Origin of the sequence: Rhodococcoides kyotonense, from assembly GCF_900188125.1 — a bacterium.
GTDB classification, from domain to species: Bacteria; Actinomycetota; Actinomycetes; order Mycobacteriales; family Mycobacteriaceae; genus Rhodococcoides; species Rhodococcoides kyotonense.
Window position 1 is genome coordinate 58226 of sequence record NZ_FZOW01000003.1, and the last position, 13896, is coordinate 72121.

The window sequence follows — 13896 nt, forward strand, 5'->3', positions numbered from 1 at the left end:
TCCCTAGCGCTACGTGTCTAATGTTATTGGCAGTCGATCATTCGACTCCAACGCGAGCCGGTTCTCGGACCGGGGCATAGCGGATCACCACGGGCTCACAAACGTGGATTGAGATGGCCTCGCGACCTGGAAGTGAGCTTTCTGAACACCATTCAGGGAGCACCTCCATGTCCGAAAGTCGTTACGGCGTACAACCTCTCGCCCAAGTCCTTCAAGATCAGCGGTGGTCTTACACGCTGCTCGCAGACAAGCTCGGTGTCAGCCACCGCCAGGTAGGCAACGCAGCAAAAGGGTGGTCACGCCCGATTCCTGTTCTGCGCGAACAGTTGCCGACGATTCTTGGTGTACCGCTCGAAGAGCTGTTCACACCGGGAGCGCTCGAACCATTCGCCGCGCAGCCTGAGCACCGCCGCAAGCGTGTCAACGCATGACCGCCGACGAGTTCTCCGAACGCGCTCGCCAGTCTGCACGCAAAAGCGCTGTCGAGCAGGGAGTTCCAGAGACCGTCACGGACCCGACCGCGCTGCGACTGCTGCGCGCCTTGCTGCGAGGTGCTAATGCCAACACATGAGAAGGGTCCCGCCAGCGGCAGCTTGGACGGGACCAATCCCAGGGGTTACAACACAGTTGATCGGCTGACCGAGCCTCTCGCAGTCGATTCTATCGGGCGTAATGCGTTGGCTGCCAGCGATGTACGGGAGTGGTCGCGATGAGCGCGGTTCTGGAGGAATACCTCGAACGCGGCTGGTCGATCTTCCCCTGCCACTCAATCGTTCATGGCAAGTGCTCGTGCAACAAACCCGATTGCGCCAGCCCTGGCAAACACCCACGGACGACTCACGGCGTGAAGGATGCGAGCACGGACCCCGCGCAGATCGCCGCGTGGCATCGCGCCTATCCCAGTGCGAACTGGGCAGTGGCATGCGGTCCCATATCGAATCTGTTCGTCGTGGACGTGGACCGTAAGTCTGGCGGATACGACTCGTGGAGTGCATGGACGCGGGATCACCCAGTACCGGACACGTTGACCGCGCTCACAGGAGGTGGAGGTAGGCACTTCTATTTCGCCCACCCCAGAGATCTCGAAGTCGGCAACAAGGTCGGATGGCTGACGGGAGTCGACGTTCGCGGAACGGGTGGGTACGTCATGCTGCCGCCGTCGAATCATCTCTCGGGAGGAACATACAGCTGGCGTAATCCCGACGAGAAGCCCGCAGTAACGCCGCTGACGCTCACGCAGAGCATCGCGCAGAACGAACGCGACGACTCGTCTGCTGAGCGCGTTGGTGGACTTCTGGAGGGCATAGCTGAGGGTGGTCGCAACGACGAGATTCATCGGCGCGCCGTCAAGGCGTTCGGCCAGCTCGGACCCGACCAGTTCGACGCGGTGCTGCTACTGATGCAGCAGGCAGCCCGCAACAGTCCAGGCTCGACCCCGTTGACGGATCGGGAGATTCGCACAACCGTGGCGAGCGCTCAACGGTACGTCGCCTCGACGGGCGACTACATGCAGCAGTGGATGCGCGAATGGGGCAGCGGACATGTTTCGCCTGAAAGGGACGAGCTGGTCGAACGGCTCCTACGTGAGATGCGCGCCAGGGACAGGGCTAAACAGCTTTACGCAGAGGAGGTGTCGCACGCTGCGCGGTCGGAGGTCCCCGGCGTGGTGCCGCTCAGCGCGTCGGAGTTGCTGATCCTCGATGACGCTGTCGAGTACGAGTGGGTCATCCCTGGGCGTCTTCCGAAGGGCATTCGCCTGATCCTGACGGCGGACGAGGGAGCAGGCAAGAGCACGCTGCTGCGGTGGATCGCCGGTTCCGTTGCAGCGGGTCTCGACCCGTTCGATTGGGTCAACCGCCGTAGCTTCGAGCCACAGCGGGTGCTGCTCGTGGACGTCGAGAACCCGTATGACCTGTTCCAGAACAGGTTACGCGAGATGACCGAAGCATGGGAGGCCAACGGCGGTGATCGCGACGTGATGCTCGGCAACCTGTTTTTCTTGCCGCGTTCAGACTTCGGACAGCCTCTCGCACTGGAAGATCCGCACGACGCTGAGCGGGTCCGAAAGTGGGTTGCAGAGGTCAAACCCGATCTGGTCGTTATCGGTCCGATCTACAAGCTGAGCGACCACAACGAACGTGAGGAGCCGTTCTTTCAGGCGATCACGCAACTCGTGGACGAGCTTCGAGACGAACACGGAGTGACCGTCATCATGGAAGCGCACACCCCGCACGACGCGGACACGAAGCGTCCTATCGGTTCGAGCGGTTGGAAGCGGTGGCCCGAGATGGGCTTCCATCTTGCGCGCACAGGCAGGCTGACCGAGTGGCGCGGCAACAGGTTTGGGACAGACGTGTCGTGGCCGTCGTCGTTGCGTCGCGCACCAGAAGGCAACGCTGCGTTCGACCTTGCGGTCACAGTGTCGGACAGCTCCGATCTAGGAGATGCGGCACGCGAGCACGATGACAAGGATAGGGCGCTCTTGGTGCGGTTACTCGATCTACTGTCGGAGATCGAGAACGACGGCGAGCGCACGATTGGCAAGCTGCGCACCAAGCTACGGGTCGGTGATCCCGCGTTCAAGGCTGCGCTCAGGCTCGGCGTCGAGCAGGGCGTTCTCGATGTGCGCGCGGACGGAATACGCGGAGCCAAGCGCGTTTTCGCCGATTTGAGCCGTTCTGAGGGTTCAGAACGGCTGGACGAGACGAGCCGTTCTGACGAGTCCAGAACGGCTTAGGACGAAAAGCTCGTTTGCGCTGGTAGAGCCGTTCTGGAACGGCTCGGAACGGCTGTCAGAACGGCTCACGTCGAGCCGTTCCGTTGAGCCGTTCTGGTCTGGTCTCTAGAGACCAGAACGGCAAAACGGCTGGGACGAGAACATGAAAGACATGAGGCCAGGACCCTTGTACCTAGTTGAGGTAACCGCGATTGACGACGCCATTTCGCGACGAGAAGTCCGTCTCAAGCTCGCCCGCCCATACCGAACACCCACATAGCCGGCCAGGTAGCCCAAACCCGAAGAGAGACAACGATGATTACCTGCTTCCTCTGCAATCGGCAGTGGCCCAAGTCGAAGGCCGTTCACGTCGAGCGCAACCACTGGGCCTGTGGCGAACCGCGCCACTGCCACGAGTACACACAGTCAGTCGCAGCGCAACGGATCCTCCGCGAGGGCAGAGGTCCGCTGTACCTGACGGACCCTGCTGCGTACCGAGCTGAGCAAGCAGCGCGCAGGCTCTGAGTCCCGCTGTCGCAGTCGATCTCGCCCCGCGTGAAAACCAGCAACGGGCACTGTCAGATTTCGCCCACGGCGAGCTGGCCTGATCCTGTTGTGAGACACGCCATTAACGGTGGGCACACCTGATCTTGCTGCCGCGCAACGTGATCCAGTGCGCGCAACAGCCTGTGTTTGGTTTAGTACCTATGGTCTGGTCGACGGGTAGGATCTCGCCCATGCCAGTTCCGTACCCAGAGCCACACCAGCTGCCCGTCGTCATGTGCGAGATCAGCGGCTGCCCTTACCGTCGGCGCTGTCCGCGTGGCGAGTACGCGCACGTCTGCCAGCAGCACCAGCGGATGTACGACATGTTCGGCGACTTCGACCGACCGCTCAACAAGAAGTCCGTCGAGCTGAGGTACACGCTGCACGGTTACCCTGCCGTCTAGGCATCACCTCGGGGCGCATTGTCCGACGGCGGATCAGGCTTGCCCTTCCACGACTCGACCAGCCGCGTTGCATCAAAGGCTTTGAGTCCGTTGAACACTCGCAGGAACTTGTCTGCATCGACCCTGCAGCCGGGGCTGGCAAGCCATGCCGCGACAGCGACGCGCGTGACCTGCAGGAGAGCCGCGACGATCAGTGCGGCGATGAGATACGAAACAGGCACGGCAAGCTCCTAGGCACGGCAACCTCTCGCCTCCGGGCAACGAGTGCTGCGGACTAGTTGGGCTTATCCGGCACTGCGCGAGGGACCATGCAGGTCCCCCATTCCAGCTTGAAACATCGCAGGCTTACGCCCCATCGATCCCGGTCAGCCAATCCAGCGCCTGAGTGTGACCAGCGCACTGCACGACTACTACAGCCTCCCCACGGTCAGCACCGGGCGAAAAGACTGCAAGATCACAGGTCCGAAAATTTGTTCCCGGAGCGGTTCACACCGGACCCTGATCTCAGGCTCCGCGCAACGACGTTCGTGTATCCGTCACTGCGCGGAGGTTTCTTGCTGTCACCCAGGATAGCGGTCGGTCCAGAACTACGCCAGTGGCATTCGCACATCTCCTACGCGCGCCACTTCACCTTGACGCGCGCCTCCAAGACTGCGAGCTGATGCGCGCGCTTGCGGCCGTCGAACTCGTCTGCCGTCTCGGTCTTGCGCCGCGTCAAGTTGGTCGTGACGCCCTTCGGATGGGGCTTGACCTTGACGGTCTCGATCACAGAGCTGAGCACCTGACGCTTCCACACTGCATCCTTGGTCTGCCACAGCTCGCGCAGTCGCTCGCCACGCGGGATGTTCGCGCTGACGTGCTGCGCTGCAAGCTCTGTCAGCTTCTCCTCGGCGGCTGCGCTCGCCTTCTCGATCCGCGCTTGCTCGACCTTGACGTCACGCGCCGACAGGATGCCCTCGACGTAACCTTCCTTCACCCGCGCGAGCTGCTGACCGAGCTTGTCCAACTCAGCGTGCAGCGCCTTCTCCGCGACCTGCGCGCTGTCGTCTGCGGGAGGATCCAACCGCGGCGTGTCCAGACGAGCGAATACCTGCTCACGTAGGTAGTCCTCCAACGGCTGATGCGAGATACGAACCTTGCCGCAACCGTTGTAAGGAATCTTCGAGCACACGAACGAATGGCCGCGCAGACGAGACGCCGTCATGCTGGTCAGCGTCGAACCGCAAAGCGCGCAAGACAACACGCCTGACAGCGGGTACTTACGAGCAGTGCCGAAGTTCTTGCCGCGCTCCTTACGGGCGGGATCGTTCAGCAGCGCGACGACACGCTCCCAGTCGCGAGGGTCCACAATCCCTTGCCACGCAGCGTCATACAGCGCGCCTTGATGTGAGCGCTTGCCGACCAGAGCGGGATTGGTCAGCGCGCCGCGCAGCGTCTTCGGAGTCCAGATCGAACCGCCTTCGTTGTTCTTGCGAGCGCGCGTGCGTCGACCCTGGTCGTTCCAGGACGTACAGATGCCGTACAGCGTCTCGCCTGCGAGCAGACGATCTATCGCTTCAACTAGCCAGTCTGCGTGCTCTGCGTGCCTCTTGAGGTCAGCAACCTTGCCAGTAGCAGGGTCCTTGACTGGCTCGAAACCAAACGGGCCAATGTTCCCGTGGAACTGCCCGCCTTGCGCTCGCTGCAACGCCGCACGCGAGACGCGCTCAGAGATGACGTCGGACTCCATCTCGTCGTTCGTCGCCAGGATCTGCGCGACCTGCCGCCCTGCTGCAGTGTTCAGATCGAAGCTCGGCGACATGACGTAGTGGAACTGCACGCCGTGGTCGCGAGCGAGCGCGACCAGCTCGACGGTCTGTGCCATTCGACGGGTCAGACGCGAGGTCGTATACGCGATGATCGCGTCGAATTCCCCTGCGCGAGCTGCACGTAGAAGCTCGTCATACTGCGGACGCGGCTTCGGACGGCTACGAGTCGACGCACCAACATCGTTGTCCGAGTAGACATTCGCCACGTCGTAGCCTAGGCGCTCAGCAAGCGCACGACTATCCTCGAGCTGACGCTGCACGCCGAGCTCTTTACCTTCGCTGTCGCGGCTGATCCGGGTGTAGATCGCTGCGCGTTTTCCTTCGTTCGGTTCCATGTACCACAATCGTAGCCGCTGTTTGGTTTGCGGTTGTCGACAAGGTCCACGACCTCAGCACCTCTCACCTCCCCGACCACCAGACGATCCGGACGCATCCGCAACGCCTGCCGGACGAGTTGCCGCACCGTCACCTCTCCGATTCCCTCGACGTTCGGAGCGCGCGCGACCAACCGAACGACGTGTGGATGGGCGGGCGCCAGCTCGGCTGCATCCTCCACGCACACGATGCGCTCGTTCGGTGGCACCTCCCCGAGCAGTGCCGCGAGCAGGGTAGTCTTTCCGGCGCCCGTTCCGCCGACGACGAGGAACGCCAGCCGGGCACCGATCATTCTCCTCAGGAGGACGAGAGCATCGGGTGCGATGGCGCCACGAAAAGCCAACGCGTCCAACCCTTGTGTCGTCGGACGCAGCACCCTGAGCGACAGGCACGTGCCTCCGCGTGCGATCGGTGCGAGCACGGCATGCAAGCGCACACCGAAGGTGCCGTCACCGACGCCGGGTAGCTGGCCGTCGACCCACGGCTGAGCATCGTCCAGACGGCGACCCGCGGACAGCGCCAGCCGCTGAGCGAGGCGTCGCACAGCAGCATCGTCCGAGAATCGAACAGCACTGCGCTCCAACCCTTCTCCACGATCCACCCAGACCTCGTGGGGTGACGTGACGAGGACGTCCGCCACGCGGGGGTCGGTGAGCAACGGTTCGAGCGGGCCTGCGCCGGTGAGTTCGGTCTGCAGCACTCGGAGCGCGTCGAGCAGATCGGTGTCGCCGATGACCCCGCCCGCTTCGATCCGAACGGCACTGGCGACGAGTGCAGGCGTCGGATGGTCTGCCGACGCGGCAAGCCGATCGCGCACCCGGTTCAGAAGGTCGGCCGTCACCACCGTCGTCATGCTGCCCACTGCCCGCGTCGCGGTCGTCGTCCGAAGGTCAGCAGAATCTCGCGTGCCGTGGTGCGCAGTGGTGAGCGCCGCCCGAGCACCAGCCCACCGCGTTCGACGCGGTGGGCGAGTCCGGGCTCGGGCCTCATCGACGCCAACAGTGGCAACTCCAACGTCCTCGCGACGTCGTCGCCTCGAATTCCCCCCGGTGACGGGCCGCGCACGACGAGTCCGACATTCGAGTTGCGCGACGTCACGTGTGCGACGAACGTTGCAGCGCTAGCAACAGAGCCGATATCGGCAGGGACGACGAGAATCACCAGGTCGGCCGCGTCGAGGAGCGCCTCCCCATGCCCACCCGGATACCGCGGGACATCGCAGACCACGAGATCGCCTGCGGAACGACCCGCGTCGACGACGGCCTCGCATGCCCTCGCGTCGATGTCGTTCGTTCCACGACCAGCCGACAACACCGACAACCCGCCGGACGACGGCAGTGCCCCGTGCAGCGCATTCGAGGTGAACCGCCCACCCTCGACGACGAGCCCCGACCATCTGAGCCCGGGCTTGTCCTCCCATCCGAGCAGCAGGTCCAGGCCTCCCCCGAGGACATCGCCGTCGACGAGCAGCGTGCGCGTTCGACCCGCAGCGGCGGTCGACGCCAATGCCACTGCCAGGGTCGACGCCCCAGCGCCTCCACGGCCCCCGACGACCGCGATCACTCCTCCCTCGCCGTCGGCGATCGCGGTCTGGGTGGCGAGAACACGAATGAGTTCGTGTTCGTCGTCGGGAAGCCCCAGTACGCACCGGGCGCCGACCGACGTTGCTGCACGCCAATGTTCGACAGTCGGCTCACCTCGTGACAGCACGACGACGCCGTCGCGGCGTGGCAGTCTGCGGGCCAGCACAGCGGAACTGTGTGGCGGGTCCAGGAGAACGGCATGTGCGTCGTCCCAGTCGATGCGTGTCGGCAGCGCTCCTTCGTCGACCGAATCATGTTCGTGCACAGTGCACTCCGCTGCCGCAGCGACGCGCAGTGCATCTGCGCGCAGGGCCGCATCCGCGGTCAGAAGGAGCACCGTTCTGGACCGTGCCGTCGAGTCGTCTTCCATGAACGAAGAGCCTGTGCCATGGCGTCCCTCCCGCCAAGACCATTTTCGGAAATGTGGATGAACGAGGGGGCTGTGGATGAATTACTGGACGGTGGTACCAGAATGCGTCGGTGAATCTACCGACGGGTAAGTCCGATTACGGCACAACACATTCCGGCCCATGGGAACGTCTGGACTGTGCGATTCGACGGGAATGCGGGGCGAACTGGCCCGAAATAGAGGACGACCCTCGCCAGGGGGGGAGGAGGCGAGGGTCGTCTAGTTCAGCCCCGGGGGGTCGGGCTGAACTCGTCCGAACCGAATCGGACTGCATCAATACTACACCCGGCGAAGGCGCTGTTTGCAAGTTCAACATTCAGGTTTTCCACCGCTTGTTTCGGCAGGGCCATCGTCGAGTCACCTGCGCCCTCTATTGTGATGACCGTGAACACCAGCGCCGGCGTCGATGACGCCGAATCACCTCGTCCCGCCGGAAGAATTGCTGCGTTCTTCGACCTCGACAAGACAATTATCGCCAAGTCGAGCACACTTGCGTTCAGCAAACCCTTCTTCGATCAGGGCCTCATAAACCGGCGTGCGGTACTGAAGAGCAGCTATGCCCAGTTTCTTTTCTTGCTCTCCGGCGCCGATCACGACCAGATGGAGCGAATGCGTGCCCACATCGCCGGGATGAGTGCGGGCTGGGACGTCGAGCAGATCAGGTCCATCGTCGCGGAAACGTTGCACGACATAGTCGATCCGCTCGTGTTCGCCGAGGCGACCGAGCTCATCGCCGACCACAAACTGCGCGGCCACGACGTCGTCGTCGTATCAGCATCGGGCGAAGAAATCGTCGCTCCCATCGCGGAGGCACTCGGCGCCGACATCAGTACCGCCACCCGCATGGAAGTCGTCGACGGTCGGTACAACGGCACCGTCGAGTTCTACTGCTACGGCGAAGGCAAAGTCGAGGCGATGACTGCTCTCGCCGACAGCCGAAACTACGACCTCACACAGTGTTTCGCGTATTCCGACTCGATGACCGACCTGCCGATGCTACAAGCCGTCGGCCATCCGACGGCCGTGAATCCCGATCGAGCACTGCGCAAGGAGGCCGCATCACGCGGCTGGCCGATCCTGACTTTCTCCAATCCCGTATCCTTGCGCGCGCGGATCCAGACACCGTCCGGTACAGCCGTTGCGGCAAGTGCCGCAGCAGGATTCGGCGCTCTGATGGCCGGGGCAGTCACGTACGGATTACTCCGAAGAAAACGATGAGAACCCCTTGATGTGAGCGGCACCACAGGGTAGAAATGACGTACGGAGGAACGGAAGGCCAAGAACGACCCGGAAGAGAAGGTTCGCTCTCCCGACCCGGACTCCCAGCACGGACATCAGGCACCCACGCGGAGCTCGCCGCTGACATGGCAGAAGCGCTGTGGGCCTGCGAGATTCGGGAAGCGGCAGCAAGAACCCTGCACCGGTTGCAGGGATGACCTCCCTCTTCACCGGACCGTCGCCGAGGCCTCGCGATCGCAAGATCGCCACAGCCCACCTATGCACGCTTGGTAACCGGGTAGTCCGTGCTAACGGGCGGCGACGCCGACTTCCACAGTCGGCATCGCCGCCTTTTGGCGTTCCCCCAGCCCCTGTTCCCACACCAACGGCGGACCTACTGCGCGTCGGCTATCGACGTCGCCTCCATCGCACCGGCCTCGAGAGCGCCGCAGCACAGCATGATCCAACTTCCGACGCCGGTGGCCGTGCCGGACGAGAAACCGACCGCCCCGTCGCGGTAGGCCTGCGACCGCCGCATCCAGCTGACCTCGGGGACGCCGAGATTGTGTGGATCGAGGCCGGATGACGTCGCGACCAATCGAGATGCAGCGCGCGCGACGACGCCGTCCGCAGTCCCGAAAGGCTTCAAGGTCAACAACTCCCCGTGCACGATCGCCGCGATGACGGGCGCGGGAGCCGACGTTCCACCGGTGACCAGTTGCGCCAGAAGGTCGAGTCGCTCGCCGATGCCCTGTTCGTCCCGCGGTCTTCCCAGGAGTGCGTCGTCGTCGACGAGGTCTGCGGCCGCGAGTAGGTGAAGTCGGGCCAGAGCTTGGAGCGGCGCACGTTTCCACACTCCCAGCATGTTCTGCAGCGCGTCCCCGTCCAGCGCCGACGCGACCCGCAGCGAACCCGCCAGTACCGGATCGCCGTCCTCGCCTTCGCGGGGGAAGTCCATCGATCCGCCGTCGAGAGCGGACGACGACCGGGCTGCGCGGACAGCGGCTTCCGCAGCGGTCGCGGGCCATCCCCGTCGATTGGCCTTGTGCCGGTGCACAGCACCGAGCGAGTCACGCGCTCGTTCGGCGGCATCGACGATGCCGGGGAGTTCGAGCAGCGGGGCAAGGGGATCCGTCACGAGTGACGACGCTACCGCGTGGCTCTTGCCTACAGACAACACCACCGTGGGTTCACTGCCTGTGAACCCACGGTGGTGTTGTCGATGTAGCTCAGACTCCGAGCTCGATGGATCCGCCGGGGATCGCAGCGAGGAGCCGCTGCGTGTACTCCTCCTTGGGATTGTCGAAGACCTCGTCGGTCTTCGACGCCTCCACGATCTCACCCGATCGCATGACCAGGACGTCGTCGGCGATCTGACGAACCACGGCAAGGTCGTGAGTGATGAACAGGTACGTCAGTCCCAGCTCGGCCTGCAGGTCGTTGAGCAGCGACAGGATCTGTGCCTGCACCAACACGTCGAGAGCGGATACCGCCTCGTCGCAGATGACCATCTCCGGCTGAAGAGCCAGCGCACGAGCAATTGCGACGCGTTGGCGCTGGCCACCGGACAGCTCGTTGGGGAACCGTCGCATCACCGATGTCGGTAGCGAGACCTTGTCGAGCAGATCCCGTACCCGAGCTTCGCGTTCCTTCTTGGACCCGACGCCGTGTGTACGGAGCGGCTCCTCGATGGTCCGGAAGATCGAGTACATCGGGTCGAGCGATCCGTACGGGTTCTGGAAGATCGGCTGCACACGACGACGGAAGGCGAATGCCTCCTTGTTGCTGAGGCCTGCCACGTCGCGGCCGTCGAACTGCACGGATCCTTCGGTGGGTTCGAGGAGACCTAGAACCATCTGTGCGACAGTCGATTTGCCCGACCCGGACTCGCCGACGATGGCTGTCGTCGTGCCGCGTTCGACCGTGAAGGACACGTCCTTGACGGCGGTGAACAGCGACGACTTGAACGGACTGCCACCGCGCAGCTTGAACTGCTTGGTCAGCTTGTCGACGACGAGGACCGTGTCGCGTGCCGGCTCGAACGTCGCGTCATGCTCTTCGGAGGTGACCTCCTCGGCCACCTCTTTGGCGTGCTCGACGATCTCCTTGCGAGCAACCGACGACGTCAACCGCTGCGATGCCAACGACGGCGCCGCGGACACCAGCTTCTTCGTGTACGGATGCTGTGGATTCTGCAGAATCTCCAGTGCCGGACCGGATTCCACGATCCGGCCCTTGCTCATGACGACCAGATGTTCGGCGCGCTCGGCAGCGAGACCGAGGTCGTGTGTGATGAGCAGGACCGCCGTGCCGAGGTCCTTGGTGAGACCTTCGAGATGGTCGAGGATCTGACGCTGGACCGTGACGTCGAGTGCGGACGTGGGCTCGTCGGCGATCAGCAGCTTCGGCCGCGCCGACAGTCCGATCGCGATGAGTGCACGCTGGCGCATACCGCCCGAGAACTCGTGCGGATACTGGTTGACGCGCTTCTCCGACTCGGACAGACCCGCTTCTTCCAGCAACTCGATCGCACGAGCCTTGGCCGCCTTGCCCTTGGCGATATTGTTGGCGGCCAACGCTTCTTCGATCTGGAAGCCGATCTTCCACACAGGGTTCAGATTCGACATCGGGTCCTGAGGGACGAGGCCGATCTGGCTTCCTCGCACCTCGACGAAGTCTTTCTCCTTCGCCTGCGCGAGGTTCTTGCCGTCGAACCAGATCTCGCCCGCCGTCACCTTGCCGGTGCCGGGGAGCAGATTGATGATGGCATGAGCCGTCGTCGACTTTCCCGAACCGGATTCGCCGACGATCGCGACGGTCTGGCCCGGGTACACCGTCAGACTGACGCCTCGAACTGCCGGTACCGGACCGGAATTCGACTGGAACGAGACCTCGAGATTCTTGATGTCGAGAAGAGGCTGCTCAGTTTTTCCGAGATCGAGAGTCATCGCTTTCTCGCTTTCGGGTCGAGAGCGTCACGAAGCGCGTCGCCCATCATGATGAAGCCCAGCACCGTGATCGCCAGTGCGGCAGCGGGATAGAACAGGATGGTCGATCCCGCACGCAGCGTCACCTGAGCCGCGCTGATGTCCCCGCCCCACGACACCTCGGTCGGCGGAAGGCCGATACCCAGGAACGACAGGGTGGCCTCGGCGACGATGAACGTACCGAGTGAGATCGTCGTGATGACGATGATCGGGGCCATCGAGTTCGGCAGCACGTGCCGAATCAGTGTGCGCACCTTGGACACTCCCAGTGCACGCGACGCCATGACGTAGTCGTTGTTCTTCGCCGACAACACCGCACCACGGGTGATACGAGCCATCTGCGGCCAGCCGAACAACGCCAACACGAGAATGACGGTCCAGATGGTGCGATCGGTGAACAGCTGCATCAGCACGATGGCCGCGAGGATCAGCGGCACACCGAAGAAGATGTCGGTCAGTCGCGACAGCAGCGAATCGGCCCAGCCGCCGTAGAACCCGGCGAACGAACCGAACAGGACGCCGATGACGAGCACGAGGAACGTCACCCCGACACCGGTGAGGACCGACGCGCGGGCCCCGAAGATGGTGCGGGAGTAGATGTCACAGCCTTGGCGGTCGAATCCGAAGATGTGGCCCGACTGCGGGCCCTGCATGCTGAAGTCCAGGTTGCAGTACCGCGGGTCGGCGCTGGTGAACAGGCTCGGGAACGCCGCGACCACGATCACCGCGACGATGATGGCAGCCGAGATGATGAAGATCGGGCGCTTGCGCAGGCTGCGCCACGCGTCCTTCCAGATGCTCGACGGCGCGTCGTCGATACTCACGACGTCGGTCTGAGTGACGTCGATGACGTCGTCCTTCTCGACGAAACGAGCCTGCCTCACGGCACGAGTGTTCGATGTTGTTGGCTCAGGCATAACGGATCCTTGGGTCGAGCGCTGCGTAGAGGAGATCGACGACGAGGTTCGCGATGAGGTACACGACGATCAGGACGGTCACGAACGAGACGACCGTCGGTGCCTCACCACGGATGACGGCCTGATAGATCGTGCCGCCGACACCGTTGATGTTGAAGATTCCCTCGGTGATGATCGCGCCGCCCATGAGCGCCGCGAGGTCTGCGCCGAGGAACGTGACGACCGGGATGAGCGAGTTCCGCAGAACGTGGACGTTCACGACACGGCTGCGGGACAAGCCTTTTGCCGTCGACGTGCGCACGAAGTCCGCGCTCAGGTTCTCGGCGACCGACGTACGAGTCAGCCGCACGACGTAGGCGAAGGACACTGCCCCGAGAACGAACGCGGGCAGCAGCAAATTCTTGAAGCTGGTGTTCCCACCGACCGTGGGCGGGACGATCCCCCACTTGATGCCGATGAAGAACTGCGCGAGGAAGCCGATCACGAAGATCGGGACCGCGATGATGACGAGGCTGACGACGAGGACCGTCGAGTCGAACAGCTTTCCCTTGCGCAGGCCTGCGATCAGACCGAAGCCGATACCGAAGACACCTTCGATGACGAGGGCCATCGCGGCGAGCTTCGCGGTGATCGGAAATGCTTGCACGAGAACTTCACTGACCGGTCGACCAGAGAAGGACATACCGAAGTCGAACGTGAAGATGCCCTTCAGGTACAGCAGATACTGCACGATGAACGGCTGGTCGAGGTTGTAGCGGGCACGAAGCTGGTCGGCGACGGCCGGGCTGATGGCTTTGTCTCCGGCGAGCGCGGCAATGGGGTCACCGGGGAGCAGGAAGACCATGGCGTAGATCAGAAATGTCGCCCCGATGAAGACGGGGATCATCTGAAGTAAGCGGCGTCCGATGTACCAGAGCATCGGATCACCTCCTT

The 13896-nt window shown here is 63.3% G+C and carries 12 protein-coding genes; 4 read left to right on the forward strand and 8 right to left on the reverse strand.

The annotated features are described in order from the left end of the window. Positions 1-167 precede the first annotated feature (167 nt). From CHB96_RS05820 to CHB96_RS05830, 3 genes are all read left to right on the forward strand, one after another. The gene (locus tag CHB96_RS05820; protein WP_089244043.1) at positions 168-431 is read left to right on the forward strand and encodes a hypothetical protein; all 264 of its coding nucleotides are present in this window, start codon (positions 168-170) and stop codon (positions 429-431) included. 278 nt (positions 432-709) lie between these two features. Further along, positions 710-2737: a bifunctional DNA primase/polymerase gene (locus CHB96_RS05825; protein WP_141136441.1), complete on the forward strand. Its 2028-nt coding sequence runs from the start codon at positions 710-712 to the stop codon at positions 2735-2737. Between the two features lie 716 nt (positions 2738-3453). Further along, positions 3454-3666: a hypothetical protein gene (locus CHB96_RS05830; protein WP_089244047.1), complete on the forward strand. Its 213-nt coding sequence runs from the start codon at positions 3454-3456 to the stop codon at positions 3664-3666. Here CHB96_RS05830 and CHB96_RS05835 read toward each other — a convergent pair. The 4 genes from CHB96_RS05835 to ssd form a co-directional block, all read right to left on the reverse strand. Further along, positions 3663-3887, reverse strand: a complete 225-nt coding sequence (locus CHB96_RS05835) for a hypothetical protein (RefSeq protein ID WP_089244049.1) — start codon at positions 3885-3887, stop codon at positions 3663-3665. The two genes, CHB96_RS05830 and CHB96_RS05835, sit on opposite strands and share 4 nt — an antisense overlap. 392 nt (positions 3888-4279) lie before the next feature. Beyond that, positions 4280-5734: a recombinase family protein gene (locus tag CHB96_RS05840; RefSeq protein WP_245865333.1), complete on the reverse strand. Its 1455-nt coding sequence runs from the start codon at positions 5732-5734 to the stop codon at positions 4280-4282. After that, positions 5689-6702 carry a TadA family conjugal transfer-associated ATPase gene (locus tag CHB96_RS30035; protein WP_245865294.1) on the reverse strand — a complete coding sequence of 338 codons (1014 nt, stop codon included), beginning with the start codon at positions 6700-6702 and terminating at the stop codon, positions 5689-5691. The genes CHB96_RS05840 and CHB96_RS30035 overlap by 46 nt, the downstream gene beginning before the upstream one ends. Continuing rightward, positions 6699-7802, reverse strand: coding sequence for a septum site-determining protein Ssd (gene ssd / locus CHB96_RS05850; protein WP_089244055.1), 1104 nt, complete (start codon positions 7800-7802; stop codon positions 6699-6701). The genes CHB96_RS30035 and ssd overlap by 4 nt, the downstream gene beginning before the upstream one ends. Before the next feature lie 417 nt (positions 7803-8219). Here ssd and CHB96_RS05855 point away from each other — a divergent pair, with 417 nt between their 5' ends. Further along, positions 8220-9059, forward strand: a complete 840-nt coding sequence (locus CHB96_RS05855) for an HAD family hydrolase (RefSeq protein ID WP_176444167.1) — start codon at positions 8220-8222, stop codon at positions 9057-9059. Between the two features lie 394 nt (positions 9060-9453). Here CHB96_RS05855 and CHB96_RS05860 read toward each other — a convergent pair whose 3' ends face one another. From CHB96_RS05860 to CHB96_RS05875, 4 genes are all read right to left on the reverse strand, one after another. After that, the gene (locus CHB96_RS05860) at positions 9454-10197 is read right to left on the reverse strand and encodes a Fic family protein (protein ID WP_089244057.1); all 744 of its coding nucleotides are present in this window, start codon (positions 10195-10197) and stop codon (positions 9454-9456) included. A 91-nt stretch (positions 10198-10288) separates the two neighbouring features. Then, entirely contained in the window at positions 10289-12007 is a 1719-nt protein-coding gene (locus tag CHB96_RS05865; RefSeq protein WP_089244059.1) for a dipeptide ABC transporter ATP-binding protein, read from the reverse strand. Further along, positions 12004-12963: an ABC transporter permease gene (locus CHB96_RS05870; protein ID WP_089244061.1), complete on the reverse strand. Its 960-nt coding sequence runs from the start codon at positions 12961-12963 to the stop codon at positions 12004-12006. Before CHB96_RS05870 ends, CHB96_RS05865 begins: the two co-directional genes overlap by 4 nt. Then, entirely contained in the window at positions 12956-13882 is a 927-nt protein-coding gene (locus CHB96_RS05875; RefSeq protein ID WP_089244063.1) for an ABC transporter permease, read from the reverse strand. Before CHB96_RS05875 ends, CHB96_RS05870 begins: the two co-directional genes overlap by 8 nt. Positions 13883-13896 lie beyond the last annotated feature (14 nt).

What these genes read in the sequence shown, in the direction of transcription:
- CHB96_RS05820 (WP_089244043.1), top strand. Translation starts at nt 168, where the DNA reads ATGTCCGAAAGTCGTTACGGCGTACAACCTCTCGCCCAAGTCCTTCAA.
- CHB96_RS05825 (WP_141136441.1), top strand. Translation starts at nt 710, where the DNA reads ATGAGCGCGGTTCTGGAGGAATACCTCGAACGCGGCTGGTCGATCTTC.
- CHB96_RS05830 (WP_089244047.1), top strand. Translation starts at nt 3,454, where the DNA reads ATGCCAGTTCCGTACCCAGAGCCACACCAGCTGCCCGTCGTCATGTGC.
- CHB96_RS30035 (WP_245865294.1), bottom strand. Translation starts at nt 6,702, where the DNA reads ATGACGACGGTGGTGACGGCCGACCTTCTGAACCGGGTGCGCGATCGG.
- ssd (WP_089244055.1), bottom strand. Translation starts at nt 7,802, where the DNA reads ATGGAAGACGACTCGACGGCACGGTCCAGAACGGTGCTCCTTCTGACC.
- CHB96_RS05855 (WP_176444167.1), top strand. Translation starts at nt 8,220, where the DNA reads ATGACCGTGAACACCAGCGCCGGCGTCGATGACGCCGAATCACCTCGT.
- CHB96_RS05865 (WP_089244059.1), bottom strand. Translation starts at nt 12,007, where the DNA reads ATGACTCTCGATCTCGGAAAAACTGAGCAGCCTCTTCTCGACATCAAG.
- CHB96_RS05870 (WP_089244061.1), bottom strand. Translation starts at nt 12,963, where the DNA reads ATGCCTGAGCCAACAACATCGAACACTCGTGCCGTGAGGCAGGCTCGT.
- CHB96_RS05875 (WP_089244063.1), bottom strand. Translation starts at nt 13,882, where the DNA reads ATGCTCTGGTACATCGGACGCCGCTTACTTCAGATGATCCCCGTCTTC.